This is a genomic window from Mycobacterium sp. NPDC004974 (assembly GCF_053600815.1).
In genome coordinates, this window is record NZ_JBSGAQ010000024.1 from 14,556 (window position 1) to 39,898 (window position 25,343).

The following is a 25,343-nucleotide window of genomic DNA, read 5'->3' on the forward strand; positions in this document are numbered from 1 at the left end:
TGACGATTTGCAGTGATGCACTCGCAAGCGTCAGCTGGGGCGGTAGATATGCGCCCGGTGCTCAACACGACCGATCAGGAGGGCGTGGTCGTCGTCGAGGATACGGAAGGTGACGCGATAGTCACCACGTCGTGCGACTCGCCAGCCCTCCAGCTCGTGACGGAGCGGCTTCGACATCCGGTATGGGTCTGTGGGCAGCGTTCCGGTGATGAACTCGGCGATCGCCGCCGCGACTTTATGAGGAAGCCGATCCAGTGCCCGGACTGCACTGGGTGCCAGCCGGACAGTCCATGGCTCGTTGCTCACGACAGACCGTAGCGTTTACGCAGATCCTCACCGGTGATGGTGTTGCCGGCGGCGTAGTCGGCGTCTGCCTGGCTGAGTTCGTCGACGAGCCCTGGCGTCCGTAGAGCATGCAGGGTTTCGTTGAGTGAGTCGAGGTCGTCGGCAGACATCAAGACCGCGGCGGCACGCCCGTGCCGGGTGATCCGGATGATTTCGTGCGTGCTGTCGGCCTCGTCGACCAACGCTGAAAGCTTGTCCTTGGCCTCACTGAGCGGTACCGTCTTCATATGACGATAATAGCCCGATTATTGGCCTCCGACTAGCCCGCTAGCAGGCACGTAATTAGCCCGATATTTAGCCGATAACGTACCTTATGTCAACTGACAGTTGGCAGTTATGCGAACTGAGGCTTGACGCTATTCGATTTTCGCAGAATACTTGGCCGCATGGCAACCTCTCGTCTCGTCGAGCTGATCGACCGATACAGGAGCGCACACGGAGTCAGTGAGTCCGAACTGGCCAGGAGGATCGGCGTCACGCGGGAGAACCTGCGCAAATGGCGAACCAATGGTGTCCGCCGGCTGCCGGAGCGCACCAATCTTGTTGCCACAGCCCGAGTTATCGGACGCCCATATCGCGAAGTCCTCTCCGCGGCACTATTCGACACGGGCTATCTCGACGTGGTGTCCAACGAGACCCGGCCCCACGATGAGGTTCTGGCCGACGCCATCGCCGTGCTGACCGAGGCCACCAGACTGACCAACCAACTCTCACGACGTACCGACACAGGGCACTGGGAGGCCGATCCGGACCCCCGGGCCGCAGTCCCGATTGACTGGGCCGCCTTCGTCACCCTGGCGTTGGCCGGCGCCGCCGCCAACGCCGGAAGCATCGAAGCCGTCCTCGCCGGCCGACCGGGTTCGTGGGAAGCCGAACTAATCCGCCAGACACTGCAATCCACAGTATTCGACGACAAAGACTTGCTGCGGCACCGCACCGAACCTATCGTCATCGACTTGTGGGTGGAAAGCATTCTGAGCTACCTCGGCGATAGCAGCGACGACGACTACAACGACGCCACAATGGAAGTGGACGCCCGCACCAACGCCGTCCCCCTGCCCACCGACCTCCCGCCGGGCCCCTTCTCCCCCGACGACCCCCGCATCGCGGCCGTGAACTGGGTCAACGTAGACGACAACGGCTATCTGGTCATCAGCTACACCGACTGGACAGGCGACGCCGCCGACGTGGACCTGCTAACCGAGCTCTCCGCAGAGGCCGAGGCCTACCGAGACCCCACCCCCGGTGAAGTTGCCTATGAGCAAGCGTTGCAAGCGATCTCGGCTGAAATCGATGCACTCGAGGAGCAGTGGCACCGCGAATACGATGACTATGCCGCGCAGCTCACCGAGGCCATCGAAGCCCAGTTGGCAGCCCTGGAACTCAAGGTACCCATCACCATCACCATCACCCGCGCCCCTGAGACCTACGAGTCAGGGGCGTTCGACGAGCACGCGCCGCCGCCCTATGCCCGCACTCCAATCGAGGCGGCAATCGAAAAGGCAATCGCCGACACACCGACACCAGCAACCCTGCCCGGCACACCGCTCGATCGCCTCGGCTGGGCGAAGGCACGCGGCTTAGATGCGCTCTCCGATGAGTGACGGCTACTGGGTTGTCAGCGTCGACCGGGACACGGGCGAAGCGACCACATCAGCCCGGATCGACGACAAAGACAAGGCATGGGAGCACGCGGCCGAGCTGGAGAAACCCAACATCTTCACCACGGTCGTCCCGCGCCGGCACGGAGCGATGCGTCGCGACCAGCTCTAGACCACACGCGAACCCAGAAAGAGAGGCGACTCTACCGATGACCGACCGTCCCCGCACTGATCCGGAACAACCTGCCGCCGGCCGCCGAACACCAAGCTGGTTTCGGGAAGTAGCGGCCGGGTTGGTGGATCGGGTGAGTAAGCGAGGGATGACTTTGACGGTTGAGGTCGCGGAAGCGTTTCTGAGAGAACAGAATTACTCCGCCGCCAGACAACTGGGCGTCGACGAGCGAAACGCCCGGCAGTACCTCGACGACGACACTCTCGACGAGCTCGCCGATGAGCTCGTGTCCACCTTCGCTGACGAAGCGCCGGGCACTAACCTGTTCGACCTTCCACGGACCGCCCACATCAGCGTGGCCAACCTCGGCCGGCTCATCGCCGGCCTCGGCGAGACCATCCAGTTCTACGGAACCTTCCAAGAGATCGACGATGCCGATCGACGCGCCAGAATCCACGAGACCGCCCAACTCGTGTCACTGGCCGGCCTGATTCAGTCCGATCACACCGTTGGCCCGGTAGCCGCTCCCCCAGCGATGCTCGCACGGATAGCGCGCACATTGACCACCGTCGCCGACCTCACCGACAACGAAGACCTCGCCGCCGCGCTACGACGCGACGCGATGCGAGCCCGTGCCAGGTCAAACTGATGAGCGCAGCGTTGGACCTCGATGACCTGGTCGACCTCTCCCACGTCATCCAACAAGTTGTCGGCCGCTGCCTCAGCCCCGACGAGTCGTCGCGCCTGAAGACGGCATATCAAGCGGCTGGGACACCGGCCGGCGCCACACTGCATACACTGCGGACTGCGCTGGAGCAATCCCCGAGATAAGCACCGCAATCGCCGCTTGACCACAGGTCACGATGCGTTTCGCTGCTTCGATGTCGTGGAATGTCAGACCGGGGAGCGAAGATGTACCCCATGGGCAGACCATCGAACGCGGTGTCGAGCAGTGAGCACGGTTATCTGTACCTGCTTGGGTTCGACAACGGCATCGTGAAGGCCGGATCGACCAAGGATCTTGCGACGAGGACATCGAGACACACGAGCGACGCCGGCCGGTTCGGGCACCACGTCGTGAACCGCTGGAATTCTGACTACATGTCGGATGTCCACGGCTGGGAACGCACGCTGCGTGCGGTCCTCGACCTCATCGGCACCCGCACGCTCCGCGGCCGGGAGTACTTCGCCGGCATCCCCTTCAGCATCGCGAAGTATCAGGCCGAGAACCTCCATCGGGCGCGGGCACATCATCGCTGCGTGTCCTGTAAATGCGTCGACCCAGTTGACGTGCGGCTCCAGGTCCAGGTAGTCCGGATTCCGACAGACCACGACAAGCTGTTCGAAATCAGGTTGCCCTGCAGCGCCACTACCACTGTGAAAATCCCAGACCCTGACGTCTACCCCGGTGGTGAGTACCCCCTGGCGGTCGGCGACGAGGTCATCATCGAGATATCCCCACCCACAGGCCCCGGCGACATCGCCTGGCTATCAGAGCTTCCCGCCCGCCTGGGCGGCTCAGTCGTCCCAGGACAGGTAGGCGGTACGCGATGAGTGAACCGACCGCAGCCGACCCGCGGGTCCGGGTCGCGCCCAAGCGCCGCGACGTCAAACTAGACGACTTGACGATCCTTGTTCGCGTCCCCGGAAATCCCCTTGCGACAGCGACTTTCACCGCAGACGAGGCCGATGAGGCGCAGCGGTACGCCGATGAGCACGCCGCTGCCGGCGCCGTGGTCGTACCGCTGCCGAGGTCGATTCCGGATCCTGTGTGGGACTGGGAAACCAAGACATGGATTCCCAGGACCGACGACTGAGGGAAGCTTCGGGAGGCGGCTGTATGCGCGATGAGAAAGCGGTGATCACCCACCATGAGGCAGGCCATGCCATCGCTGCGCTGATGACGGTCGTAGGCGATCTGAACGGCCGGGTGTCGGCAACGATCGTCGCCGGCCGCGGCACAGGGTATGCCGAGATCGTGCACTGGCTCACCCGTGAGCCAGTGCAGGCCGCGTTCGTCTTCTTTGCGGGACCGTGGGCGGAGGCTCGCGCGCAATGGCAGCAACCTGCCCTTGAGGGTTTGGACGCCACAGACGCCAACGGACGATCGTTCCGCGAGACGGTGGCGGCGGCATTCAGGGATGCCCCGCATTTCGGTGGGACAAGCGATCTCGCCTTGTACACCGAAATGACTACGATTGACTCCAGCATCCCTGAGAGGGAACCGTATTGGTCGCGTGAGTTGGAACGCGCCTGGCCGGTTATCCAGGAGTTGGCGAGCACTCTGCGCGACGGACTTGACAGCGCAGAACCCCGACCCGGTCCGTACGCGGAGGAGCTACCGGCCAACCGCCATCGCACGATGATCTCCGCCGAGATGGCGGCCGCCGACGTCGTCGCGTTGGTGCAGCCCCGGCTCGAAGAACGCGGAATCTGGCGCTACATCACGTAGGTCACTCTCCCGCACGAACAGCGGTGTCGCGCCTGGGGCCCGGCCCATGTAGGCCCTGAGCGCGATCGCGCGCGAAGGAAACCGAGGGAGAGCCGGAGCGACTCCCCCACCGGCGGCCGGCTTACTTCTGCTTCTTGCCTGGTCCCGGACCGGCGGGCAGGTAGGCGTCGAGCGCGGCCGCGACCATCTCACTGCGGTTGGTTTCCCGCGCGCCCGGGCGCTGCGCTCGAATCTGCTTGGTCGACCAGTCTTGCAATGTCTTCATCACTTTGAGCTCTGCCTTCGTCGGCCGAATCCGCAGCGGCAGAGGCGTTTCGGTCCCCGAGTCGCCCGGCGCATCACGCCACGGAAAGAGGTCGCCAGGGTTGGGGCCTGGCCGGCGAGCAAGGATGAGTGCCGGCAGCTCGTGTGCATGCTTCCGCAGAGCGTTCAATACGACGGCAGTGTGGCTGGGAGCTTTCGACCGGGCTTTATCGAATCGCGCAACGATCGATTCCGGGATACTCATGACGGTCGGCGACACGATCTGCGCTTCGGGATCTCGCAGATCAATGTCGAGCACCGGGAGCTTGGCGGCCGTCGTCGACGATTCCTTACCCGACTCGTCGTCAGGGCTGGCCAGCTCTCCCCCGACCTCCTCGTCCGCGGCGGGCTCAACGGGAGCAGGCGCCGAGGCAGCGGCCACGGGCTCTGGGGTATCGGCGCTGGTGGGCGCGGCGGAGGCCGTGGGCTCGTGTGGCTTGGTCTCGTGCTCGGCCGGCGGTGGTGACTGCTTGGTCGCCGCGTCGACGACCGGTTCAGGCCGCGCCGGGGTCTCCTCGACCGGCGCAGGCGCGGGATCGTCGACCTTGTCGGGTACGACAGCCAGCGGCGTTGGTGTCGCAGGGTGGCGCGGTGGCGGTGCCTGACGTGTGCGCCGAGTCCGCCGGTTGTTCAGTGCGTCGATTCCGCTCTGTGCCATGGTCTTACTCACTCTCCCCTGCTCTGGTGATGGCCAGTTCAACGACTGCTCTGGCTACTGCCGTCACCTCTTGTACGAATGGCTTGCTGCGGGCCGGCACCGGTTTACGCGCCGAGACGGCCATGCGGTACTGGCGCTGGGCGAGCCAGGTGTACTTGCTGATCGGGGGCAACACTGGAATGCCGTAGGTCTTGCTGATCGATGCCAGGTGATCGACTCGCTTCTTGGGTGCGGCGGCCACCACGTTCGGCACGATCAGCAGCGGGTAGGACCGGAGCTCGTCGGCCATCCCTTCCAGAGCTTCGAGCGCTCGGACTTCCAGGACGACGGGCGCGACGATGACATGCGCGGCAGCGACGGCGCCGTAGGTGCTGTCACCTCCGCCGGGGTGGGTGTCGATGACGACGGGACGTTGCCACTCCGCCGACCACTGCTCGATGTGGCGCGTGATGACTTCGTCCTCGGGTTGGTTGGCCATCCAGTCGGGATGTGAGGGCACAAGATCGGCACGGAACTCACCGCCCTTGAGCGGCCGCGGGGTCCGTCCGGTCTCGAATGCATCGAGCAGGGGCGCGTTGGTGCGGGTCTCGTGGCGATAGCCCCATGCACGGCTGGCGTTGCCCCGGTCCCAGTCGAAGTCGACAAGGACCGCGGCGAGAATCCAGGCGATCTCTTTGGCGATCTCGGTCTTGCCGACACCGCCTTTCCACGCTGCGACGGAGACAATCAGATTGCTCAATACCTGCCGCAGCACCGGCTCTGGCGTCGTCGATAGCAGGGAGTCCTCCCAGTCGGAGTCCTCGTCGTCGTCCCGGCCGAAGGGGTACTTCAATCGCTCCAGGGCGAGGTCTATCGGAGAGATCTCGGCATCGATCACGCTGGTAGTCGTCATGCTGTCCTAGCCCACTCCCCCGCTCACGCGGTAGTTTCTCGGGTATGCCTCGCGGTGTGCCGCGTCATGGTTCACATGCTAACGGCCGCAATATCTCATTAGCTATCTCAAACGACCGCGTGTCGACCACTTCACGCGATAACACATGAGATACGCCATGCGATACGCGACACGATAACGGTACCGACCTCGCCCCCGCTATCGCACGTGTTAGCGTACGCACTGCAACACGCATCATCTGATCGGCTATCTCACGTGGTAACACACCCGTTGCCGTATGCGTTACCGCACTCGCTAAACCACCTGACTACTCGCGCACTACGCCACGCACTAACACTCGCGTGTGCGTGTGCGTGATGCCACGTCAACACTGACGGGAGGTTCGCCCCGATGCCTGTCGCATCACGTCACGCAATAGCTGACGGGGAATCGTCCGCGTCAGCTGTCTGCACCCGTCACCGATCTCCGTGGCGATGGCTGTCGCATAACCGGTGATCGTCACCTGACACTTCGAACCACAATCCGAGCTACGAAAAGGAAGCCCTGATGACTCTTGTGGACGAGCGACCTGCAGTTGCTCCGGACGTTGCGGCCGAACCGGCCCCGTCTCCACGCGCGACGCCCGCGGCGCCGGCGCCGCCACAGGCCCCGGCAGCGCCGACCGAGGGAGGGGGAGAGGTCGACCGCGCGGCCGAAAAGCTGAGGATGCTGCAACGTGCCCGCAAGAGCGCGGTCGCGGTGACCGTGTTCATCGCGTGCGGGTCGTTCGGACTGTCCTTCTACTCGCTGTGGGACATGGCCTCTCAACTCGCGTGGCCCGGGTACATCGCATGGCTGTGGCCGCTGATCGTCGACGGGATGATCATCGTCGCCACGATGTCGCTGGTCGCCTTCGGTGGATACACCGGGCAGAAGACCAACGTCATCTATTCGTGGTTCGTCCTGGGGTTCGGGGCGGTGGTCAGTATGGGCGCCAACTTCATTCATCCCTTGTTGCCGCACCTGATGGGCCAGGCGCAGGGGCCCGTGACGGCGGGTATGTGGCTGGGGGCCGGCATGTCCTGCATCCCTCCGATCGCACTTCTGGCCTGCACTCATTTGCTGGCGCGGTTGTGGGCGTTCAGCCCGGAGGACGAGGACTTCGCGATGGCGGTGGCGGCCGTTGCTGACACGGTGGTGGATTCAGCCGGGGGAGTGGCGGAGCTCTCGCGCGCGGTGGCGGCGCGGATTCAGGCTGGCGGCAAGCTGACCAGCTATCCGGAGGACGAGGTCGCCGAAATAGTTCGGCTGCTCTTCCAGACCGAACCGCCGTTGAAGCTGCGCGAGATCGGCAGGATGGTCGATCGGCACCATGACGTGGTGGGCAGGGTGCGCGACGAGGTGTCCGCCCTGCTCGGGGTGGGTATGGCCGCAGAGGCCGCCAGCTGAGAAAGTGCCCTGGCGGAGCCCTGGCGGAAGCTGGCGGAATGCCCGCCACCGCATCACCAATGCTATCGCGCGCAATATTTCATGAGATATTGCGCGCGATACTCTTTCGGGTGTTGAGTGGGCCGCGGGGTGTTCGGAAAGTTCGTGGTCGACGGCTGTCGCATAACCCGTGATGTGTCCTTAGCGTTCAGGACAGCAGCACCGGTGCTCGTCGGTTGCTGGTCTGTCTAGCCGAAAGGATGGGTCTGCGGTGACGTTCGACCACGTCGTGATGGACTCCGTTTCGAATGTGACCAAGCTGGTCGGCGCGGCGGGGAACTTGTTCGGACCACCGCCACAGTCGCCAGCTGTCTCGCCGACGATCGACGGCAGCGGCAGCGGTGGTGGTGGAGGGACATCGACTTATCCGACCTATCCGTTGCCCCCGGGCCATGACCCGGTCGCAACCCCTCCGCCACCGGCCGCGCCACCTCCGCCGGCACCGCCGGCGCCCGGCCCGCAGAACGGTGGCCTCCCAGGTGGGGCGAACCAAGCTGGAAGCGACTACGGCACGGGTACTGCGGGTGTGTCCGCGATCGACGAGAAGCTGGCGGCCAAGCTCAAGGAGATCTTCGCGGCCAACAAGGCGTCCTATGACCGGGTGATGGCCATCCTCAAGGAGATCGAGGACAAGCAGACGCAGATGGGTCCGGAGGCGTTGAACAACCCGGCCGGGCTGTTGACGTTTCAGAAGTTCCTCGACGAGAAGCTCGCCGAGGTTCAGAAGATCCTCGCGGATGCACACGTCGATACGGCCACCCAGGCGCAGATCCTCAAGGAACTGGGCGACGAGTACCGCACGACCGGGCCAAAGGGCGACGAGCACGACGAGGCCGGCGGCAGCGGCGGGGAGGGTGGCGGCTCTGGCGGCAACGGCGGTGACGGCGGCGGAACCGGCGGTGGCGGTGGCGACCCTGCGGCGGTAGGCGGCGCACCCCCGGCGGGCGGTGGCGCCCCCTTGGAGGATCCGCTGGCGGGCCTCGGCCCGCTGGGCGGCGGCATGATGGATCCGTTGTCGGCATTGAGTCCGGCACTCGCGGGTCTGAGCTCGTTGCCGCAGATGATGTCAGGCATGGGCGGGGGAGGCCTGCCGATCGGCGACCTCGGCTCGATGCTCGGATCACTGGGTGGTGGGTTGGCCGGCATGGCCAAGGACGGTTTCAACGACAAGCCGGCCGATGACGCTCCGAAGTCACCTGAGGACGGGTTCAAAGACGAGGAAGGCAAGAAGCCGGAGGAACCCAAAGAGGAGTTCAAGGACGACAAACCACAGCCGGCCCCTCCGACCGATCCGGCTGACCCGCTCGCCGGCGACCCGAAGGCCAAGAACGAAACCGCGCCGGAAGCCGCGGCACCGGAAGCCGGCAAGCCTGCGCCGGGGGAGCCCGACCTGACGGTCAAGGCCGGTGACGAGGTCTTCACCGCCCCCGACCCGACCACCAAAGCGGTCATGGATGACGTGATCAACAAGGGCATGGGCGTGACCGCGGCCTACGCCGCCCACAACATCCAATTGCCACCACCGGGAACCGCGGTGACCGCACCGATTGACCCGAACATGATGAAGGGTGGCGAGCTGGGCTACTTCGACGCCCAGGAGCCGATCCTGGCGCTCGGGAACCGAAAAATCTGGCTGGACGGACAGGTGCAGCCACTTAGTGCACTCGGCAGCCGCACAGACTTTCTAGGCTGGACACAGGCGCCGGGCGCATCCGCGCGACCCACCGGTGTCGGAGCCGTGTAGGAGAACGCCGATGCACCCTGAAGCAACGACCACCGAGCAAACCTACGTGGAGTCCTCGCGCGACGGAGCGCTGATGGTCGAGCTCGACGCCAACGAGGTGCCTCGTGTGCAGATCGAACCCGAAGTCAACGCCACCTGGACGGCCGAAGAGCTGTCCGAACGCGTCCTGCACTTGTACAAGGTGGCGTTGATGCGGGTGCGGTGCGACTCTCTGGCGGCGATGAACGAGCGCGGCGCCAACATCGCCCCGGGCACAGCCGCCTACCCGATGGCCTCAGAGATCGACGAATACCGACGCCGCTACATCAATTTCTGATACGGCATAACCAGAAAACCGTGGTTACGGTGGGGAAATGCAGCTAACAAGCACGGCAGGAGGAAACCGATGAGCAGGTCGCTCAACCTCGATCCAGACGAGTGGAACAACCACGCCGCGTGGTGGGATTCCGAAGCAGACGCCGCGCGTCAGCGATTGCACGTCGACGACGCCACGCTCACCGAAGCCAAGGGCGCGTTCGGCAAGCTGGGCTCGTCCTCGATCGGACAGGAGTACGCCGCGGCACTCAAGGCCCGCAGTGAAGCCGGCGAACGGTTCGGCGCCTTCGCGGCCGGTGTCGCTTCGCACATTCGCCGTGACCTGCAAAGCTACGGCGACACCGAGGACGCCAATCGCAGGGCGTTGTCGACCTAGATCGGCGCAACGTATGGGGAAAAACGTCGATATCGATCCGGACGGGGTGCGCGGTGCCAGCGCGGTTCTGAACGCCGCACCCACCGCCCCGTCCGGCGCGACGGTCACGCCGCCGGCCGCGGACGCGACCTCGGTGCAGGTCACCACCCAGTTGGCCACGCTGATGGGCAGCTTGGACATCGACACCACATCGTCGAACGTTCGGACCGCCGATGCGTCGACGCGGCTGAACACCACCGCGGCCACCTACGAAGAGCAAGAGACCGAGTCCTCGCGCAGCCTGTCCTACAGCGACACGGCCGCCTCGGCATCCCCTGTCTCGGTCAACATGCCAACGTTCACCGCCCCTGACATTCCGGCCCCGCCGGCGGTACCGGCTCCGGCCGGCGTCATCCCCACCACCGGCCACGAGATCGCCCAACTGATCCACGGCGGCCCGGGCGCCGACAGCCTCGACCAGGCCGCAACCACCCTCGAGAACCGGGCCACCGCGCTCGACAACGCGGCCACCGCCGTCCGGTCGGCACGCAACGACACCACCAACAGCTGGTCGTCGACCGCCGCAGACCAGGCCGACACCCACATCTCGGGCCTGCAAACCCGCTACACCGAACACGCCGAACGAGCGCGCACACTGGCCTCGCACGCACGCACCCACGCCGCGAACTTCCGCCAGGCCAAAGCCACCATCCCCGCACCGGAAGTGTTCAGCGACCTGGAGCGCCGCCTGCACGCGGCCAACGTGGCCAACTCACAGCCCGGCAGCATGGGCCGCTATTCGGCCACCATCACCGAACTGCAATTCAAGCTCGCCGAAGCGAACGAGAAAGCGACCCGCGGATTCGCCGAGTACACCGCGGCCGCCAACACGGGCCCGATGGGCACGCTGCAACCACCCGGAAACCAGCCTGGCCGGCCTCCTGGCGCACCAAACACGGCAACCGGCGGCACAGACCCCGCCGACGAGCCCGGAACCGACACAGACACCGCTGATCCACTATCGGCCGCAGATCCGCTGTTTGACCCCGCGCTCGACGGCGCGACCGACACCGCATCCGAAATGATGCAAACCGTCCTGCCGGCCGTCCTCGGCGGCGTATCCGGCGCTCTCGGGGGAGTACTCGGCGCCGTGAGCGGTGCGGGTCAGAAACTGCAGGAGGTCGGCAACCAAGCGGTCCAAGGTGTCACGCAAGGCGCCAGCGCGTTGACGTCGGCCATGTCCGCCGCGGCACCCGAGCTGGGCGGCGGCGACGAACTATCCAGCGGCGCACCTGATTTCGGCGGATTCGATGGTGGGGGCGGCGGCGGGGGAATGCCCGGCGACACCGAACCGGCATCCTCACCAGCGGGCCCGCTCACAGCGCCGGCCACCACGGCAAGCACGTCTGCACCGATCGCCGCGGCACCGGCCACGGTCAGCCCAGCGGCACCGGCCGGCCCACCGATGAGCGGGGCGCCGATGGGTGGCGGCATGATGCCTCCGATGATGGGTGCACCGATGGGCGGCCGCGGCGGCGGCTCAGAAGACGACCGCCGGCTCTATCCGGAGCGCCGGCTACACATCGAGGAGCAGCCGAACACCGAACCGGTCAAAGGCCGCCGCGAGGCGCGCAGTGTCAAACAGTCTGAGGGGGACAAGAAGTGACGCAGCTGTCCGACGACGAGTACGTAGCGCGCGTCGAAGACGGGATCGCGCACTGGCGCGCCCGCAACCGCGCCTGGATGGATGCGTGCGAAAAGATCGCCCTCGACCAGGTCCACCCCGACGTGACAGTCCGGTTCGACGAGAACGGTGACCTGACGGTGTTCGAGGTCGACGACGACGCCCTGCACAAGTACACCAACACCGAGCTCGAACAGATCATGACCGACGCCCTACGCCAGACCCGCGCACAGTTCGCCGAACAGGTACGCAACCTCTACGCCGAATACCTCTCACCGGGCGACCCACGGTTCAAACCCGACGTGCTCGGCGTGCCGTACGTCGAACTGCCTGACTGACAACACCTTTCACTCCGACCGCTCGTCGCGACCGCGGGCCCGGCGCACCGCCTCCTGCAACTGGGCGGCCTGACGCGCCGCCTCCTCGGTCCGCTTGCGGGCAGCATTGCGCGCGGCGTGCATGGCGGCCTCGCGCGCGGCGGCGCGACCAGCGCCACCGCCATCGGGACCGTTCGGCGGCGTGAGCTCGCGGGCCTGGCGATCGAGGCGGGCCGCGGCCGCAGCGAGTTCCTCGGCCTCGCGCGCTTCGTCGGCGGCGGCCGGCCGATCGTCGAGGTTCTCGGCACCGTGCCAGGCCAGAATCGCGCCAAGCAGGCCGATCGGCTTGTGCGGCGCGTCGGGGATGCGCCGGCCGGTGATGCCGAGCCAGTCAGTGATCAGCTGGTTGAGGTCACGTGCCGTCCAGCCGTGCCGAGCTGGTGCGGCCAGCATCGCAGCCCAAGCGTCTGCCGAGTAGCGTCTGGACCACGGTGGGGCGCCGGGATGGGCCCTCCAGGACCGGGCCAGGGCCGAACCGCCTTTGTCTGGGCTTTTGCGGCGCCCCGCGCCGCGACCACGGGCGCCGTTAGGCGTCCGCTTCGTGGTAGTGAGTTCTCGTAAAAGCGAGCTTTTACAAGCAAAAAGAGACCCTACGAGGTGGGGTGACATCCTGTTAATAACTGGCGCTAACCAGGCACTATCGTGCAGCACCCAGACCGAGGCCCAGCCTCGGCCGCGGTCCCCGACGCGCCATGACGCCAAGCGTTCCGTGAGGGTCCGTTGCCGGCCGCGCAGGATCTCGGTGGCCACCGACAGCAACCGCAGTGCCTCGCTGGCCCGTTGCACCTGGCGGACGGAGAACCCTGTGGCTTCGGCGAGCTGGTCGTTGGTGGGCCGGCAGTTCCGGCCGGTGTCGTGGTCGGCGTAGCGGGCGCGGGCCGCCGCGATCGCCAACAGTGCGGGCTTGCTGATGCCGCCGTTGGTCATCTGGGGCCGGATCTCGTCGTAGTGCAGGTCGTAGGCGATCGCCACGGTGAAGTGCACCCAGCGGGCAGCCTTGCCGGTCCAGCACGGAACGCCCTTGTGGGCGTCCTCGGGCAGTTCCAGGTAGACGAGCTCGCCGTCAAGCCACACATGACCGCGAGGGACCGGTTTACGGGCAGCGCGACGTCGACGCTGCGTGGTGGTACGCGGCCGGGTACGGATCACACCGCGGCGACGTTTCGTGCGGCTTGACCCCTGGTAGGGGCGGCGCAAACGTTCGGCTACACCGGGTGGCCGCGAAGGTTGCTGAGAGCACGGTTGCGCGTCCTCTGGACCTTGTCGGAGGTGTGCGCTACCGTGAGACGTGTCCCTGAACAAGACAGTCCCTTTCACGGGGTAGGTGCGCGAGTCATCTACGAGAAGGACCGAGCTGGTAACTCGGCACTTCACACTCGCAACGAACGCAAAGCCCTCGGCCCGCCAGCCGGGGGCGTTCGTCGTTGTGGAGCAGTTATCGCGCGCTATTCAGATGTGCTGGGAGAGCGGGGAATTCACCCGCACAGCTATGCGCTGATCTGCAACACCTCCTGGTTCAGCTCGCGGGCCAACTCCGGCCGGCCGACGTGCATGGCGAGTAAGTCAGCGATGTACTGAGACATCGACCTGACGCCCGCTTCCTGGCGCAACTTCTCCAGCTCGCTGTAAACGGCATCCACCGGGCGCACTAAGACGGGCCGGCGTTCTCCCTTATGTGGCTGTGGCATGGTGCTGACCTTGCCATTGCGAAGCGGTTACCGATTCGAGACACGCCGGTGATGCTCCGGAATCAGTATCAAATTCCCGACGAGTCACGGCGAATCGGTAACAAACGGGACCGAAAGTCATCGCTGATCAGAAGCCAGCGACGATCGCCTCGAACTCCGGATCCGACCGCCGGCCGCAGTACCGCCAGCTCAGCCACGCATGATTTGCCTGGCGCACGAAGCCATCTGCGGCATGCTTGCCGACACCCGGCCCGGTGACCCGGCTGATGATGCCGGCGGCCTCCAACTCGACCAGGAGCGGATGGATCAGACCGGGCAGCGGCGGAACCGCCACGGTATGGACTCCGTCGCGGCAGTCGAGGACCGCACCGTAGCGATGCGCGGCGAATGCCTGCGCCCACGCACAGCTGGCGTCGATGAGCCGCACCGTGTGCCACGGGATGCCACACCGAGCAGCCAACTGCATCGTCGACAACGGCCCGCCCGCTTCCCTGAGTTCGGCGGCCAGCTGGTCACGAGTGGAAATCACAACCGCACCCGCATTGGTCGTCATCGTGCAGCTCCTCAACCTTTCCAAAAGTACGTATCGCGTTGGTATGACATACATTTCGATTGCACGTAGGCTGTCGCCTCGCGACGACTCAAGGCCTGTATCTCCGCGACCATGTCGTGATCGCCCAGCGCAGTGAGTCGTCGGACAGCGAGTCTCCGATGTAGGCGTGGATCTGTGAATCGTCCTCGCGCGCGGTGTGGTTCACGGAGCGTCGGTAGAGCCGGTATGCGTAGGCGAAAAACGTTCCGGCCGCGAGAACGGTGATCAACGGCGGTAGGAGCCACTCGGCCGCGACAGCAGCGAGCAGGACCAGGTTGATCTTCCACTTGGTGGCCACGGAGGCCTGTTTCCAGGTTCTCTGTGCCTGCTGCACCATCCACTGTCCGAAGCTCGGGATCATGATGCGGCCTGAACCGTGATCGGCTGGCGTCGGGGCGACCCGGTGAGTTGGCGGATCGCGGTGTCGAACAGGCCGACAGTGCGGGCGTGGTCTGAGTTGTCGTTGTAGTCGGTGAGTGTGGTGTTCGGTGGCAGGGCTTCGCGGAGTGCGCGTTGGAGCCAGGCGAACGGGACGCTCATTTCGTGGTCTAGCCAGGCTTGTTTGGTGCACGTGTAGATGTCGTTGCGGCGCGGGTGCCAGTGCTGGTCGGCGATGTCGCGGGCGGCCTGGAGCACCTGCACGAGCGGACGCGCTTGGGGTCGCCGGTCAGGTACGGCTGCAACGATGTGCGGAGCTGCTTGGGGCGCGGCGGCGGCCTTAGCGGCGCGGGAGGCCGCCGCTGCGGCCTTAACGTCGGCCATGGTTTTCGCCGAGATGGTGCGGGCGGCGTCGAGGCAGACGGCGAGATCCTCGGCCGCACCGGTGACGGTTTGGCGGGGCACGGTGACGGTGCCGGCACGGTCGACGTCGACGATCCAGCCGCGGTACCGCACACGTGTTACCGCACCGCTGTTGAAGGGACGCACATCGACACCATTGGTGCCGGTTGCGTGCGCTGTATTCATATTGCCTCCAATACTTTTGGCGCACGAAACGCATCAGTGATGGTGGATTGCGCCTGGGGAGTGAGGGTGCGCGCGATCGCGCCGACGACGAGGCGAGGCGCGTCGTGCAGGAGCATGTGTCCGCCGGCGGCCGCGTGCAGGTGAACCGCGCCGGGGATGCCGGCGACCAGATCGTGGGCGTGGGCGGCCGGGGTGACGGTGTCGGCGCCGCCGCTGACCACCACGGTGCTAGCAGCGATGGTGGCGAGCTCGTGGTAGCGGTCGTAGGTCTGCAGGCTGGGTAGGAAGCCGACGGCAGTGGCCAGCGGTGTGCGTTGCACAGCGTCGGCCGCGGCTTCGACGAACGCGGCCCGTTCTGCGCTGCCGAGGCCTGCAAGGCGGCTGAATGTTCGGCAGGCCGGCCGGATGAGTGTCCGTACGGTGTGGTCGGCGCCGCGGTGCGGTGCGTGGTCGACGACCGTGCCGAGCATCCCTACAGCGGGGAGGCCGAGGAGTCGTCCGACGCCGCGCTGCGCGAGTCGACCGGCGGCGGTGGCCACCAGGACGAGACCGACCGGTGCGACGGGCCGCCGCAGGTGCTCATTCGTGAGGTAGGTGAGCGCGGTCATGCCGCCCATGCTGTGACCGGCCAGTGTGACGGGGCCGGTGACGCTGAGAGCAGTGAGTACCTGTGCGAGGTCATCGGCGAGCTGCTCGATGCTGTAGGTGTGCAGTGGTGCGGTGGCGGATCGGCCGTGACCGCGGTAGTCGAAACTGATGATCCGCACGTCTGGCCGCGCGTTGCGCAGGAGCCGGATCTGGATGCTCCAGCTGATCTGAGATAGGCAGAAGCCGTGCAGGAGCACGACGGTGTGCCGGGTCGGTGCAGAGCTAGGGTAGTCGAACACTGCGAGTGCGGTTCCGTCCGTGGTGATCACTTGCCGTTCGACGACGGACGGAATGGCGGCTACGTCACTGGTGCTGCCGACTGCGGCGGTGGCCATGATCTGTCACAACCGGGCTCAGGACGCTGCGGCCAACGATGCGGGACGGCGGCCGCGTGCTTGCGGGGAGCGTTTCGTAAAGTCTTTGGGCTTGTCGAGTTTCGGGCCTTTGGTGCGGTTGTAGGTGTTGACGATGACCAGGGCCGCGAGCTTCGCGTTGCTGCCGCGTTCGTATTCGCGGAGCGCGACGGCTTTGGCTTTGAACTGCCTTGGTGAGACGTCGACCATGGCGTCCGCGAGGCGCTCGACGTTGATTGTCTTGCCGTAGTGCCACAGAACCAGCGCTGTTCCATGTACCAGGGGCGAGTCAAAGGCCTCGACCTCGACACCCCAGACCTCAGTGATCAAGCCGAGCGTCTCACGCAGCAGCGGCTGGCCACCGAGCTTGAGAACTTTCTCGCAGGTCGAGACGCATCGGACGGAACCGTTGGTCGGCGAATCCTCGACGCGCAGGCCGGCGTCCTCGACGACCGATTCGACGGCGAGAACGGTCGGGTCGCCGGCGCCGCGACGAGCGTTCCAGCGGTCCCATCCGGTGAGGCGGGTTCGTTTGGCGTCGATCTCGTAGAACAGGTGCGCCTCGTCGCGCGCGGTGAGTCCGGTGTGAATGTTGGCTACCAGTACGGCTTTTGGGTCGCGCAGCTTGGCGGCGGCGTAGCGGTGCTGGCCGTCGACGATCGCGTAGCGCGGTTGTTGGTCGGATCCGCGGTCGGAGACCTCGATGACCCCGATCAGCGGTGGTTCCCAGGATTCGGCAAGTCGCCGGGCCCGGGGCAGGTCCAGTGGCCGCTGGTAGCTGTGGTCGACGAACAGTTCGGTGACAGCGAGCGCGGCGATGTAGGGCGCGGGTCGGGTAGTGGACGTGGTGCTCATGGCGTGGTTTCTCCTTGGCGCGGTTGGTTGACACGCAGGCCGGAGTCACCGGCCAGAAACTGGGGGAGTGGCTTGCCGAGGAATTCGGCGACAGAGATGACGGCGGTGTTGATTTCGACGCCGGCAAGGCTCAACAGCAGATCGCGTTTGAGCGGGGAAGGCAGGCGATCCCAGCAGGTATCGCATGGATGGCGTGGATCGGATACGGCGGTTCCGCATCCGCCTGTGCAGGTGTGGTGGAGGTTGGTGTCCACGGTGCTGCTGTCTGCTCTTCAGGCGGCGGTGGCGGTGGCTGATCGGCGCCGGCGATGTGCGGTCGCGGCCGGCAGTTCGGGAGCCGGCGCGTGACCCAGCTCGATCGGTCGACGCTGCTCGAACTGGTCGAGGAGTTGCGCGTAGATCTTTTCGAGTGCTGCGGCCTTGTCGCCCGGGAAAACGACTCCGCCCCACACACCGTGGGTCGCACGGCTGGCGACTGCGTTGTAGCCGCAGCGGCCGATGAACGGGCAGGTCTTGCAGATTCGGGCGGCGCGTTCACGGCTGCGGTCGTTGGAAAACCATGGATCGTTCCCGGGCCCGGGTTTGGTGGCCGTGCATGGCCGAGGCTCCGTGGTCTCGAAAAGCCTCGTAGCCGGCACCTGGCCGAAGTCATCGGCGAGTCGGGCCGTGGGCAGGTGGCCGGTGTCAGAGTTCGTCATGGTTCCCTCGATTCCGCTTGACGTCTCAACATTGCCCGGTATCAACCGGTATATACCGGGAACATACCAGCCATACCGGTACTAAGCGGTATTTCTTCGACGGAAGGTTCGCGAGATTTCTGCATCGCGAACGGTAGAAACCCAGATTTCCCCAGCTTAATCGCCTTCACTAAGTCAGCCGGGAGCGCAGATACGACTTTCACATTGAGCGGTATTTTTCCCAGTTTCTGCGACTGGACGGCATGGAATACCGGTCTTCTACCGGAGAATCGTCGGTAGATACCGGTCTATCAGGCATGATGTGTGAATCATGTCCTGGGAGAAGCTGGCCGTAGAGCTGCGGAGTCGCCGTCGCGCGCTCAACCTCACCCAGGCCGAAGTGCATGAACGAGGCGGACCCGCCGTCGAGACACTCAGGAAGCTTGAGAACAATCGCTACGGTCGACTCAGCCAACGCATGCGCGCCGCGCTCGAGATTGCTCTCCAATGGGAGCCGGGCAGTATCGACGAGACCCTCCGCGGGGGGCGCCCCACCGAGGCGACCAACGCGCGACCAACTGAGCCGACATCCACGATCGCGGAAGGGCCGCCGGCAGCATCTGGCGACCGCTTTGCGCTCGCGCGCCAGGTGCTGTCGATGAAGTCAACGTTCTCCAAACACCGCGATCAGATCGAGCCCGGGGCACGCGCAGATCTCATTAACGAGGTCACGCGATCGGCACGAGAAGCGGAACAGGCAATCATCGCGTTGTTGCCGTGGCTCGACGACTCGGAACGGGGTGAGGCAATCTCATTGCTCGCAGAGTTGAGGGCTGAGGTCTGAACTAGTCCCGACGGCTCCGGCGGTCGGCGAGGTTGATCACCTGCGCCAGCGGCCTATTGGCAGTCTTTGATGTGAGTCTCTTCAAGGAGTGTTTCGTCGACAGGCGTGTAGTGGCCGGATGCTGGATGTGTGCGTCGAGTTCCGCGGTTAACACCGCGTCGAGTCGGTCCGCCTCCGCATCAGCTAGTTCGGCGAGCCTCATGAGGTCTTCGTCGAGTTGGTCGAGGAGGTCTTGATCAGCCTTGTTGGCAGCATCCGAGTAGTTCTGGTCATAGGGCATGCGACAAGGAGAACTCCGGCTGTGTAGTTGCGCTATAGCCAACGCGGAAATCTGGGTTGAGAGTTTTGCTGTCGCGTATGTCGGTGCTGTGATTGATAATCCGAAGCATGTTGGACGGATGGTGGCAGGAGCAGGTTGCCGGCGTTGATGCCCGGCCGCTGCCTGCTGTCTACGATCCGGACCTTCCTGACCGGGCAGGTTCCGAGCCTGAGCAGCGTCAGCACCATGCCGTGGCCTCGCCTCGCAACGAGTGGGAGCAATGGTGGATGTACGCGCGGGGTGCGGCGCGTCGGTTCGCGCAAGGCATTAGCCCACCGGAGATTGAGGTGTTCGGGCCGGTTCTCGCGGCGGATGAGTACGGTCTGCTGCAGGCCGATTTGTCGTATAGCCGGTTGTACGCGGCCGGTGATGGCCGCTACCAGAAGACCGGCATGTTGGTGGTGGGCCGGCCGGCGGTGATGGTTGGCGCGTTGGCGGTGAGCGCCGCGGTCAACCACCGTCGGAAAGTCGCTGCTCGTCGAGACGCCGAACAGCGGTGGCGCGACCACCAGCAAATTCAAGTGACGATGACAAACCATCGGCTACTGTGCAACACGCTCGATGCCGGCTTTGAGAGTTACTACTACGGCGGTATCACCGAGTTCTACCCAGATCTCGACGCTTGGCAGCTGACACTCAACTTTGATGGCCAAGTCGCGCCGTTACGCCTGGCGGGCCCGGCGGTGCCGGCGTTGTGTTTGTGGACGGCAACGGCAGTGCTGGGTGATCGGTGGTCGAGAGACAGCCGTCTGGCAAAGCTCCTCGCCTGAGATATTCGCGCTGCTTGACTGCTGTGAGCGGCAGAAGTCGGCGGTAGCATCGGCCTATGGCGTCATCCATGCATATGTCAGCCCCGGACACCCTCGGTGGCCTTGCTGCCGCGGCGGCCGCGCGAGGGGCCACAGCGGGTGCCGGGCTTCCGGCGCTCCCGGTCGGCACATACATCGCTCCGTACACCGCGGAGTTGGCGTTGCTCTTGGCATCGGCGTCGGCGAATCTGGCAGCAAAGGTGGCGTTCGGATCGGTTACATCGGCCGCGAGCGTGACCTCGGTGGAAACGACCGAGCAACTCAGCACAGGCGTTCTGACGACATAGCGAGAGAGGCTTCTGGAGGGGGCGAACATGACCACGACATCGCCGTGGGCACCGCAGACCGGCGCAGCTCCGGTTCAAGGCACGGCCGATCAGCGGCCGCTGCCGCCACCGCCTCCTAACCAGAGTGTTCCACCGCAACCACCACCAGCACCGCCACCACCGGTCGACCGGCCAGGACGGCGTCCGGGACTGTGGGTGATTGTGCTGGCCATGGCGGTCCTGATGATCGTCGCCGTGGCCGCCACGGCGACGATCACCTACGCGATCGCACGAAACAGCGCCGCCGCTGAACCCCCGCCAGCTCCACCCGCCGCGACTCCCAGCGAGCCCCAGTTCACGGCAGCCGAGCAGGACGCCGCCAAGACGCGGCTGTGCAATGTGTTCGATAGCGCAACACGCGGCCAGCAAGGTGAAGGCGGACTTGTCCAGAACGGCCAGCTGAACATTCCGTTGGTACTGCGGACTGTCAATGCCGCACTCGGCGTCCAGGTAGCACTTGCCGATGCGGTGCCAACCGATGTCTCGGAAGCAGCACGGACATACGTCAATAATTCGATCGACCTCACGTCCGCAGCAATGGGGAATGTGTCGATCGACGAAGGCAATCGACTGAATGACAAGGCGAATGCGGCGACGTATGCGCTCGCCGATGCGTGCGGGCTTCCTCACTGATGGCAGCCGTTACGCCGAAGCCGACGCCGCCTACTCCGGATGCTGTTGCTCCTAAGCAGTATTCGGGAGTGGCGCAGGAGCAGATGGGCCAGCTACTCAAGCGGTTCATTGCCGCGAAACCTTCGAAGCCTGACTCATTCGTGCCAGGGTGCGGGATGGCGGAGGGCGGCGACGTTCAGCTCCAACCCGGTTTGTACACAGCCTCTCTGGTAGGCCCCGACGTGTGGCCGACTGAATCGGAGACTGAACTCGCTGCGGCCGCCGATCAGCTCTCGCAGCTCGCCAGCGAGCACACGACGGCATCGGCTGAGGCGAAAACCCAATCAGATCAGGTCTTTTCGAACAGTTGGACTGCAGGTGACGGGGCGGAAGCTGCGCAGGCACATTACTGGAGTGAGCACCAAGCTCACGAGCACCTGATTGACGTTCTCACCACAGGTTCGGCTGGCATGCGTCGACTCGGCGAAGACGTAGGTCGTACCAAGCGGCTCATCAGGGAAGCGCACGACAACGCACACCGCGAGATCGAGGCCGTCCTGAAGTCGAACAACGTGGTAGCAGGCATCGCGGCCGTCGCACCAATCCTCACGACCTACCGCACTCAGATCAACGCGCACGCAGCCGAACTTCGAGGCTTCGTGACGACCGAAACACAAAGCCTGACAAACAAGTTCGGCGCGCCTGAAACGCCTCCCAAGGGCGGAGATGGCGATGGTAGGGGGCAGGACGGTTGGAGCGGCCCCGAGGATCCAAAGAACCACTCGAAGCCGGAAACTCCCGGATCCAGCGGTGGCGGGGGTCGCGGTCACGGCCCGCTCACACCCTCCCCGTCAGGTGACCACGCACCTACGAGTCCGTCGACTGGTTCTCGAGAACTGGGTGGCTGGACTCCAGCCACCGGGACACCAGCTTCGCCGGCGTCTCCGAAGATGCCGTCGTTGCCGTCGGCACCGTCTGCGCCTGGTGGTGGCGCGTCACCGTTGAGTGGTGCGGCGAGTGGCGGCATGGGTCCGATGTCGGGGTTGCTAGGTGGGGCGAATCCGGCTGGGATGGCGAGCAATGTGGGTAGTCCGGCGTCTTCTGTGCAGGGTCAGTCGTCGCAAGCTATGCGGGCCGCGTTCGGTGGTGATTTCGGTCGAGGTCTAGCTGCGGCGTCGAATGCTGCGGGGGCGATGCCCGTTGCGCCGCCGGCCCAGCCTGTTCCTCAGACTCCGGCGTCTCCGTTGGCCGCGCCGATGGGTTCTGCTTCGCCGGCGGCTGCGCCTGCGACGATGAGTGCTCCGGCGGCGCCGGCTGTGTCGTCGGCTCCGGTGGCTGCTGGTGGCCCGATGGGTGTTCCGGCTGCCGGTGGTGGGCCTGGCGCGCAGATGACGTCGTATGGGTCGGTGTTGCCGCCGGCTGCGGGTGCTGGTGCGCCGGCGATGGGTGGTGGTGCGGTGGCGCCGCCTCCGCCGCCGGGTGCGGTGCCTCCGCCTCCTGCGGGAGCTCCTGGCGCCACTGGGCTTCTACCTGTGGGTGGCGGCAGTGGTGGCGGCGGCCGGTTGGGTCGTGACATTTCGATGACCGATCTGGAGAGTGCGCGCAAGGTGGTCGCGGATCTCGCGGCGGCGTCGAGCGCGGTGTATCCGGGTCTGGAGTGGGCCGTGGGTGTGGCACGCGGTGTTTCGGGTCAGCCTGAGTTGTGGATTGCGACGAACGAGGGCGCAGGTTATGTGCCGGCCGGGGTGTTTGTGCCGCGGTCGATGCCGTTGGCGGCGCGGTTCGATTCGACGTTTGATGCTCGGTGGTTTGGTTGGTTCAATCCGGCCGAGACGGTGTTGAGGGCGATCCAGGCGCGCGGCGATGCGGTGTCGGCGGTGGCGACCACGTTCATGTCTCGGTCGGACCTGGTTGATGAGAGTGTCGCGGATGTGGCGGTCGGTGTGCCGGCCGCTGGTGGTCCGGATGAGGCTGAGGCGTCGCAGCTGTTGCGGAGCCGGTCGCATCGGTTGGAAACCGTTGCGCCAGGCCTATATTTGGATTTGACGAGTGGCGATCCCGGTGCGGTGGATGCGTACGTGCGGCATGTGACTCAGCAGGCGGTATTCAATTGCGGGCCGGAGCTGTCGCCGGCGGCTCAGGCGGTGGCCAGGGCTGTGGTGGCGGGCCGGTGGCCGGCGCCTGGGGAGTGGTCGGCGTTGCGCGATGAGTACTCGTCAGTGCGGCTGATGGCGGGTTCGCAGCGGCCGGGCGTCATCGGTATTGAGGATCCGCAGCAGCTTGTGGCGTACCAGCGTGATTTCGCCGAGTGCCGGCGGCTGGAAGTGCTGATCTGTTGGGAGAGTGGAACTCCGGCGGATGTGGTGTACGCGGCGTGGTGCGCTGGTGTGCCCACACCGTCGTTCGCACCGGTCAACGTGTAGTCGTGTGTGTTGACGTAGCCGCGCGAGGTGCGGACGGCTGCGCGAGGTAGTGGGCTTCGTGATGCTGGTCGGGTTGGCCTCTATATCCGCGAGTCGCGGGAGATGGTCATTGGGTATTTCTGGTCGCCGTCGATGTTGTACACCAGACGGTGAATTCGATCCCGATTTCGGAATCCTTCTTTGATCAGCATTTCGGCCAGTTCGCCTGGCGTGCCGCCTTCGTAGCCATAGTTGATGCCGTGGAGTTCGAGGATGTTGCCGGCGTCGTCGACGAACTTGACCATTTTCTCGCCGTCGCCGGATTCGTTTTCGTATGTGAGGATGGCGTGGTTCCACGCGAGGAACTGGGGGCGTACGCGGTTATAGAAGCGCCAGGAGGCCCAAGTGTCGGTGACGGCACCGCGATTGGTCAGCATCACGAGACACATTTTACGGACGGGTTCGCCAGCAAGGGATTTCGTGGCGGTGTGGGCGTGTTCCAGAGATGGCGAGAAACACTGGCCAGCACTTGTTTTCCGGCGGTGCATGAGTGAGGCCCCGGCGACGAGGGGTTTCGCCGGGGCCTCGGTGCTGCGGCAAAGGGGACTAGCCGCTGCACGTTCTGAAACTATGTGCAGGTTCGGCGTTATACAACAGTGAAGGCAAAGCAGTTTGGATGTAGCCGGAGCGACCTCGGTCGGGAGATGGTGAGGCCATGGTGGACAGCAGTGGTTCTGGTGCAGAGTCGTTCGGGCCGGGGCTTGGCGGCGAGGCGGATAAGGCGTTGCGGGTGCTGGTCGACGCGGTGGCAACCACATATTTGGGGCAACTTGCTGACTATCCGCCGGACACGGTGATCTCTGAACAGTTGTGTGAGCGCGCGGATTTGGTGGACGTCGCTGAGCAGACGGGCTGTGCGACGGTCGGCGAGTTGAGTCAGTACCTGTTGCTGATGGCTGTCCGGCCTGTGGCGGTGTCCGGGTTGGGTGATGATGCGTTGGGCAAGGTAACCGCGATGTTCTCGGCCGTGGTTGCGAGCATGGGCGATGGCCACGAGTTCGGCGATGCGGCTCGGGCGGCCTACGAGAGCATCGTGATTGCGGGCGCAGAACGCGACCTGTCGGGTTCGGGATAGGGACTCGCACAGGGCGGCTGGCGTTGCAGTTGGGTTGAGGGTCCGCGACATCTTCACGACTACTTATCTTGCGCGATATCTCATGAGATATCGCAGACGTCTTTGGCGTTGAGGCATGCTTCAGTGAGCCGTTCGCGCGGGCCGGTGCGGGCCTTGCCCGCTACTCGGTTGCTTCGGCCAGCGCCTCGGCGATGCTCAGCCGCTGCCGCTGCTCGAAGCCGGCGGGAACGAGCCAGTCAGTGGGCAGAGGATTGACCGCGGCGCATGCGTCGGTGGCCATGTCCCAACCGCCAGCGTGGCGCAGGGAGGCTGCTGTAGCGCGGACCCAAGGCATGGCGCCGGCGTTACCGGCGGGCGAGGCGGTGTAGAGCAGGGCGGCCAGTGGCCGGCACGCCATGTTGGACCACAGTGCGACGGCGACGCTGCGCGAGCAGGCGCTGTTGAGGAGCTGGGCCGCGGCGTCGAGCGCCTCGGTCGGTGTGGCGATGGCTAGGGTCAGGTCTGGCTGCGGTGAGCGGCGGAAGCGACGCCAGATGCGGTCGACGACTACGTTTTTCATGATTCCCCCCGGATTCTCGATGAAATGACGGTCACGCTCATTGACTCAGAGCGCGACGGGTTATGCGACAGCCATCGGCAAGTAGTTCGGACCAGGTTGTTTTGGGTGTGGTTGGGGGTTTGGGGTGGTGGTTAGTTTTGGTGGGTGAGTGGCGGGTCGGTTGGTGCGTATGTGGCGCAGGTCGATCGTGTGT

36 protein-coding genes are annotated in these 25,343 nt (G+C 65.1%); 19 read left to right on the plus strand and 17 right to left on the minus strand.

Going from position 1 to position 25,343, the window contains the following annotated elements:
• Nucleotides 1-30: 30 nt before the first annotated feature.
• Nucleotides 31-306 carry a type II toxin-antitoxin system RelE family toxin gene (locus ACWEFV_RS31865; protein ID WP_214399185.1) on the minus strand — a complete coding sequence of 92 codons (276 nt, stop codon included), beginning with the start codon at nt 304-306 and terminating at the stop codon, nt 31-33.
• Nucleotides 303-572, minus strand: a complete 270-nt coding sequence (locus tag ACWEFV_RS31870) for a type II toxin-antitoxin system Phd/YefM family antitoxin (protein WP_214399184.1) — start codon at nt 570-572, stop codon at nt 303-305. The genes ACWEFV_RS31865 and ACWEFV_RS31870 overlap by 4 nt, the downstream gene beginning before the upstream one ends.
• Before the next feature lie 123 nt (nt 573-695).
• On the opposite strand from ACWEFV_RS31870, the gene ACWEFV_RS31875 reads away from it, so the two are divergent.
• The 6 genes from ACWEFV_RS31875 (at nt 696) to ACWEFV_RS31900 (ending at nt 4,570) form a co-directional block, all read left to right on the plus strand.
• Nucleotides 696-1,949, plus strand: a complete 1,254-nt coding sequence (locus tag ACWEFV_RS31875) for a helix-turn-helix domain-containing protein (RefSeq protein ID WP_450073086.1) — start codon at nt 696-698, stop codon at nt 1,947-1,949.
• Entirely contained in the window at nt 1,942-2,118 is a 177-nt protein-coding gene (locus tag ACWEFV_RS31880) for a hypothetical protein (protein ID WP_235717704.1), read from the plus strand. Before ACWEFV_RS31875 ends, ACWEFV_RS31880 begins: the two co-directional genes overlap by 8 nt.
• 148 nt (nt 2,119-2,266) lie before the next feature.
• Nucleotides 2,267-2,767 carry a hypothetical protein gene (locus ACWEFV_RS31885; protein ID WP_214399174.1) on the plus strand — a complete coding sequence of 167 codons (501 nt, stop codon included), beginning with the start codon at nt 2,267-2,269 and terminating at the stop codon, nt 2,765-2,767.
• Nucleotides 2,768-3,030: 263 nt separating this feature from the next.
• Nucleotides 3,031-3,672: a hypothetical protein gene (locus tag ACWEFV_RS31890; protein ID WP_450073087.1), complete on the plus strand. Its 642-nt coding sequence runs from the start codon at nt 3,031-3,033 to the stop codon at nt 3,670-3,672.
• Complete coding sequence (locus ACWEFV_RS31895; protein WP_214399172.1) at nt 3,669-3,935, plus strand: hypothetical protein; 267 nt, start codon at nt 3,669-3,671, stop codon at nt 3,933-3,935. Before ACWEFV_RS31890 ends, ACWEFV_RS31895 begins: the two co-directional genes overlap by 4 nt.
• Nucleotides 3,936-3,958: 23 nt before the next feature.
• A complete protein-coding gene (locus ACWEFV_RS31900) occupies nt 3,959-4,570 on the plus strand; it encodes a hypothetical protein (RefSeq protein WP_450073088.1) in 612 nt (203 codons plus the stop codon).
• A gap of 121 nt (nt 4,571-4,691) precedes the next feature.
• Here ACWEFV_RS31900 and ACWEFV_RS31905 read toward each other — a convergent pair whose 3' ends face one another.
• Together ACWEFV_RS31905 and ACWEFV_RS31910 are read right to left on the minus strand one after the other, a co-directional pair.
• Nucleotides 4,692-5,543 (minus strand): hypothetical protein, encoded by an 852-nt coding sequence (locus tag ACWEFV_RS31905; RefSeq protein ID WP_214399051.1) that lies wholly within the window; start codon nt 5,541-5,543, stop codon nt 4,692-4,694.
• Nucleotides 5,536-6,423, minus strand: coding sequence for a ParA family protein (locus ACWEFV_RS31910; RefSeq protein ID WP_214399052.1), 888 nt, complete (start codon nt 6,421-6,423; stop codon nt 5,536-5,538). Before ACWEFV_RS31910 ends, ACWEFV_RS31905 begins: the two co-directional genes overlap by 8 nt.
• 546 nt (nt 6,424-6,969) lie before the next feature.
• On the opposite strand from ACWEFV_RS31910, the gene ACWEFV_RS31915 reads away from it, so the two are divergent.
• From ACWEFV_RS31915 to ACWEFV_RS31940, 6 genes are all read left to right on the plus strand, one after another.
• Nucleotides 6,970-7,851, plus strand: coding sequence for a DUF2637 domain-containing protein (locus tag ACWEFV_RS31915; RefSeq protein ID WP_214399053.1), 882 nt, complete (start codon nt 6,970-6,972; stop codon nt 7,849-7,851).
• 250 nt (nt 7,852-8,101) lie between these two features.
• Entirely contained in the window at nt 8,102-9,634 is a 1,533-nt protein-coding gene (locus tag ACWEFV_RS31920) for a DUF4226 domain-containing protein (RefSeq protein WP_450073089.1), read from the plus strand.
• 10 nt (nt 9,635-9,644) lie between these two features.
• Nucleotides 9,645-9,950, plus strand: a complete 306-nt coding sequence (locus ACWEFV_RS31925) for a hypothetical protein (RefSeq protein ID WP_214399055.1) — start codon at nt 9,645-9,647, stop codon at nt 9,948-9,950.
• A 69-nt stretch (nt 9,951-10,019) separates the two neighbouring features.
• On the plus strand, nt 10,020-10,325 hold the full coding sequence (locus ACWEFV_RS31930) for a hypothetical protein (RefSeq protein WP_214399056.1): 306 nt from the start codon (nt 10,020-10,022) through the stop codon (nt 10,323-10,325).
• A 13-nt stretch (nt 10,326-10,338) separates the two neighbouring features.
• Nucleotides 10,339-11,970, plus strand: a complete 1,632-nt coding sequence (locus ACWEFV_RS31935) for a PPE domain-containing protein (RefSeq protein WP_214399057.1) — start codon at nt 10,339-10,341, stop codon at nt 11,968-11,970.
• Entirely contained in the window at nt 11,967-12,326 is a 360-nt protein-coding gene (locus tag ACWEFV_RS31940) for a type I secretion protein TolC (protein ID WP_214399058.1), read from the plus strand. Before ACWEFV_RS31935 ends, ACWEFV_RS31940 begins: the two co-directional genes overlap by 4 nt.
• A 9-nt stretch (nt 12,327-12,335) precedes the next feature.
• Here ACWEFV_RS31940 and ACWEFV_RS31945 read toward each other — a convergent pair whose 3' ends face one another.
• The 7 genes from ACWEFV_RS31945 to ACWEFV_RS31975 form a co-directional block, all read right to left on the minus strand.
• Nucleotides 12,336-13,439: a helix-turn-helix domain-containing protein gene (locus ACWEFV_RS31945; protein WP_450073090.1), complete on the minus strand. Its 1,104-nt coding sequence runs from the start codon at nt 13,437-13,439 to the stop codon at nt 12,336-12,338.
• A gap of 413 nt (nt 13,440-13,852) precedes the next feature.
• Nucleotides 13,853-14,005 (minus strand): hypothetical protein, encoded by a 153-nt coding sequence (locus tag ACWEFV_RS31950; RefSeq protein ID WP_229480602.1) that lies wholly within the window; start codon nt 14,003-14,005, stop codon nt 13,853-13,855.
• Between the two features lie 175 nt (nt 14,006-14,180).
• Nucleotides 14,181-14,606 (minus strand): hypothetical protein, encoded by a 426-nt coding sequence (locus tag ACWEFV_RS31955; RefSeq protein ID WP_214399060.1) that lies wholly within the window; start codon nt 14,604-14,606, stop codon nt 14,181-14,183.
• Nucleotides 14,607-14,694: 88 nt separating this feature from the next.
• Nucleotides 14,695-15,006: a hypothetical protein gene (locus ACWEFV_RS31960; RefSeq protein ID WP_214399061.1), complete on the minus strand. Its 312-nt coding sequence runs from the start codon at nt 15,004-15,006 to the stop codon at nt 14,695-14,697.
• Nucleotides 15,003-15,611: a hypothetical protein gene (locus tag ACWEFV_RS31965; RefSeq protein ID WP_214399062.1), complete on the minus strand. Its 609-nt coding sequence runs from the start codon at nt 15,609-15,611 to the stop codon at nt 15,003-15,005. Before ACWEFV_RS31965 ends, ACWEFV_RS31960 begins: the two co-directional genes overlap by 4 nt.
• Nucleotides 15,608-16,594, minus strand: coding sequence for an alpha/beta fold hydrolase (locus ACWEFV_RS31970; RefSeq protein WP_214399063.1), 987 nt, complete (start codon nt 16,592-16,594; stop codon nt 15,608-15,610). Before ACWEFV_RS31970 ends, ACWEFV_RS31965 begins: the two co-directional genes overlap by 4 nt.
• Nucleotides 16,595-16,612: 18 nt before the next feature.
• Nucleotides 16,613-17,467, minus strand: a complete 855-nt coding sequence (locus ACWEFV_RS31975; RefSeq protein WP_214399064.1) for a DUF6551 family protein — start codon at nt 17,465-17,467, stop codon at nt 16,613-16,615.
• Nucleotides 17,468-17,481: 14 nt separating this feature from the next.
• On the opposite strand from ACWEFV_RS31975, the gene ACWEFV_RS31980 reads away from it, so the two are divergent.
• Nucleotides 17,482-17,763 carry a hypothetical protein gene (locus tag ACWEFV_RS31980; RefSeq protein WP_214399065.1) on the plus strand — a complete coding sequence of 94 codons (282 nt, stop codon included), beginning with the start codon at nt 17,482-17,484 and terminating at the stop codon, nt 17,761-17,763.
• Here ACWEFV_RS31980 and ACWEFV_RS31985 read toward each other — a convergent pair.
• The gene (locus ACWEFV_RS31985) at nt 17,740-18,165 is read right to left on the minus strand and encodes a WhiB family transcriptional regulator (RefSeq protein WP_085142190.1); all 426 of its coding nucleotides are present in this window, start codon (nt 18,163-18,165) and stop codon (nt 17,740-17,742) included. The genes ACWEFV_RS31980 and ACWEFV_RS31985 overlap by 24 nt on opposite strands.
• Before the next feature lie 310 nt (nt 18,166-18,475).
• Here ACWEFV_RS31985 and ACWEFV_RS31990 point away from each other — a divergent pair, with 310 nt between their 5' ends.
• Nucleotides 18,476-18,988, plus strand: coding sequence for a helix-turn-helix domain-containing protein (locus ACWEFV_RS31990; RefSeq protein WP_214399066.1), 513 nt, complete (start codon nt 18,476-18,478; stop codon nt 18,986-18,988).
• A gap of 1 nt (nt 18,989) precedes the next feature.
• On the opposite strand, the gene ACWEFV_RS31995 is transcribed toward ACWEFV_RS31990, so the two are convergent.
• Nucleotides 18,990-19,268 (minus strand): hypothetical protein, encoded by a 279-nt coding sequence (locus ACWEFV_RS31995; RefSeq protein WP_214399067.1) that lies wholly within the window; start codon nt 19,266-19,268, stop codon nt 18,990-18,992.
• Between the two features lie 107 nt (nt 19,269-19,375).
• Between ACWEFV_RS31995 and ACWEFV_RS32000 the strand changes: the two genes are divergently transcribed.
• The 3 genes from ACWEFV_RS32000 to ACWEFV_RS32010 all read left to right on the plus strand — a co-directional run bounded on the left by ACWEFV_RS32000 (nt 19,376) and on the right by ACWEFV_RS32010 (nt 21,075).
• Entirely contained in the window at nt 19,376-20,077 is a 702-nt protein-coding gene (locus ACWEFV_RS32000) for a hypothetical protein (RefSeq protein WP_216865826.1), read from the plus strand.
• Between the two features lie 56 nt (nt 20,078-20,133).
• Nucleotides 20,134-20,403 (plus strand): hypothetical protein, encoded by a 270-nt coding sequence (locus ACWEFV_RS32005; protein WP_214399138.1) that lies wholly within the window; start codon nt 20,134-20,136, stop codon nt 20,401-20,403.
• Between the two features lie 195 nt (nt 20,404-20,598).
• Entirely contained in the window at nt 20,599-21,075 is a 477-nt protein-coding gene (locus ACWEFV_RS32010; protein WP_214399139.1) for a hypothetical protein, read from the plus strand.
• A 323-nt stretch (nt 21,076-21,398) separates the two neighbouring features.
• Here the strand turns inward: ACWEFV_RS32010 and ACWEFV_RS32015 are convergent, their stop codons facing one another.
• Both ACWEFV_RS32015 and ACWEFV_RS32020 read right to left on the minus strand, forming a co-directional pair.
• Complete coding sequence (locus ACWEFV_RS32015) at nt 21,399-21,692, minus strand: hypothetical protein (protein ID WP_450073091.1); 294 nt, start codon at nt 21,690-21,692, stop codon at nt 21,399-21,401.
• 587 nt (nt 21,693-22,279) lie between these two features.
• Nucleotides 22,280-22,573, minus strand: coding sequence for a hypothetical protein (locus tag ACWEFV_RS32020; RefSeq protein ID WP_214399141.1), 294 nt, complete (start codon nt 22,571-22,573; stop codon nt 22,280-22,282).
• A 61-nt stretch (nt 22,574-22,634) separates the two neighbouring features.
• On the opposite strand from ACWEFV_RS32020, the gene ACWEFV_RS32025 reads away from it, so the two are divergent.
• Nucleotides 22,635-23,477: a chemotaxis protein gene (locus tag ACWEFV_RS32025; RefSeq protein WP_214399142.1), complete on the plus strand. Its 843-nt coding sequence runs from the start codon at nt 22,635-22,637 to the stop codon at nt 23,475-23,477.
• An 80-nt stretch (nt 23,478-23,557) separates the two neighbouring features.
• Here the strand turns inward: ACWEFV_RS32025 and ACWEFV_RS32030 are convergent, their stop codons facing one another.
• On the minus strand, nt 23,558-23,896 hold the full coding sequence (locus ACWEFV_RS32030; protein WP_214399143.1) for a hypothetical protein: 339 nt from the start codon (nt 23,894-23,896) through the stop codon (nt 23,558-23,560).
• Nucleotides 23,897-24,171: 275 nt separating this feature from the next.
• Here ACWEFV_RS32030 and ACWEFV_RS32035 point away from each other — a divergent pair, with 275 nt between their 5' ends.
• Nucleotides 24,172-24,591: a hypothetical protein gene (locus ACWEFV_RS32035; RefSeq protein ID WP_214399144.1), complete on the plus strand. Its 420-nt coding sequence runs from the start codon at nt 24,172-24,174 to the stop codon at nt 24,589-24,591.
• A gap of 160 nt (nt 24,592-24,751) precedes the next feature.
• Here ACWEFV_RS32035 and ACWEFV_RS32040 read toward each other — a convergent pair whose 3' ends face one another.
• Nucleotides 24,752-25,150, minus strand: coding sequence for a hypothetical protein (locus ACWEFV_RS32040; protein ID WP_214399145.1), 399 nt, complete (start codon nt 25,148-25,150; stop codon nt 24,752-24,754).
• Between the last annotated feature and the right edge of the window lie 193 nt (nt 25,151-25,343).

Coding starts and splice junctions, on each gene's coding strand:
- ACWEFV_RS31870 (WP_214399184.1), bottom strand. CDS start 572: ATGAAGACGGTACCGCTCAGTGAGGCCAAGGACAAGCTTTCAGCGTTG.
- ACWEFV_RS31880 (WP_235717704.1), top strand. CDS start 1,942: ATGAGTGACGGCTACTGGGTTGTCAGCGTCGACCGGGACACGGGCGAA.
- ACWEFV_RS31885 (WP_214399174.1), top strand. CDS start 2,267: ATGACTTTGACGGTTGAGGTCGCGGAAGCGTTTCTGAGAGAACAGAAT.
- ACWEFV_RS31890 (WP_450073087.1), top strand. CDS start 3,031: ATGTACCCCATGGGCAGACCATCGAACGCGGTGTCGAGCAGTGAGCAC.
- ACWEFV_RS31895 (WP_214399172.1), top strand. CDS start 3,669: ATGAGTGAACCGACCGCAGCCGACCCGCGGGTCCGGGTCGCGCCCAAG.
- ACWEFV_RS31900 (WP_450073088.1), top strand. CDS start 3,959: ATGCGCGATGAGAAAGCGGTGATCACCCACCATGAGGCAGGCCATGCC.
- ACWEFV_RS31910 (WP_214399052.1), bottom strand. CDS start 6,423: ATGACGACTACCAGCGTGATCGATGCCGAGATCTCTCCGATAGACCTC.
- ACWEFV_RS31915 (WP_214399053.1), top strand. CDS start 6,970: ATGACTCTTGTGGACGAGCGACCTGCAGTTGCTCCGGACGTTGCGGCC.
- ACWEFV_RS31925 (WP_214399055.1), top strand. CDS start 9,645: ATGCACCCTGAAGCAACGACCACCGAGCAAACCTACGTGGAGTCCTCG.
- ACWEFV_RS31930 (WP_214399056.1), top strand. CDS start 10,020: ATGAGCAGGTCGCTCAACCTCGATCCAGACGAGTGGAACAACCACGCC.
- ACWEFV_RS31935 (WP_214399057.1), top strand. CDS start 10,339: ATGGGGAAAAACGTCGATATCGATCCGGACGGGGTGCGCGGTGCCAGC.
- ACWEFV_RS31955 (WP_214399060.1), bottom strand. CDS start 14,606: ATGACGACCAATGCGGGTGCGGTTGTGATTTCCACTCGTGACCAGCTG.
- ACWEFV_RS31960 (WP_214399061.1), bottom strand. CDS start 15,006: ATGATCCCGAGCTTCGGACAGTGGATGGTGCAGCAGGCACAGAGAACC.
- ACWEFV_RS31965 (WP_214399062.1), bottom strand. CDS start 15,611: ATGAATACAGCGCACGCAACCGGCACCAATGGTGTCGATGTGCGTCCC.
- ACWEFV_RS31970 (WP_214399063.1), bottom strand. CDS start 16,594: ATGGCCACCGCCGCAGTCGGCAGCACCAGTGACGTAGCCGCCATTCCG.
- ACWEFV_RS31975 (WP_214399064.1), bottom strand. CDS start 17,467: ATGAGCACCACGTCCACTACCCGACCCGCGCCCTACATCGCCGCGCTC.
- ACWEFV_RS31985 (WP_085142190.1), bottom strand. CDS start 18,165: ATGACGAACTCTGACACCGGCCACCTGCCCACGGCCCGACTCGCCGAT.
- ACWEFV_RS31990 (WP_214399066.1), top strand. CDS start 18,476: ATGTCCTGGGAGAAGCTGGCCGTAGAGCTGCGGAGTCGCCGTCGCGCG.
- ACWEFV_RS31995 (WP_214399067.1), bottom strand. CDS start 19,268: ATGCCCTATGACCAGAACTACTCGGATGCTGCCAACAAGGCTGATCAA.
- ACWEFV_RS32000 (WP_216865826.1), top strand. CDS start 19,376: ATGTTGGACGGATGGTGGCAGGAGCAGGTTGCCGGCGTTGATGCCCGG.
- ACWEFV_RS32005 (WP_214399138.1), top strand. CDS start 20,134: ATGGCGTCATCCATGCATATGTCAGCCCCGGACACCCTCGGTGGCCTT.
- ACWEFV_RS32025 (WP_214399142.1), top strand. CDS start 22,635: ATGACCGATCTGGAGAGTGCGCGCAAGGTGGTCGCGGATCTCGCGGCG.
- ACWEFV_RS32035 (WP_214399144.1), top strand. CDS start 24,172: ATGGTGGACAGCAGTGGTTCTGGTGCAGAGTCGTTCGGGCCGGGGCTT.
- ACWEFV_RS32040 (WP_214399145.1), bottom strand. CDS start 25,150: ATGAAAAACGTAGTCGTCGACCGCATCTGGCGTCGCTTCCGCCGCTCA.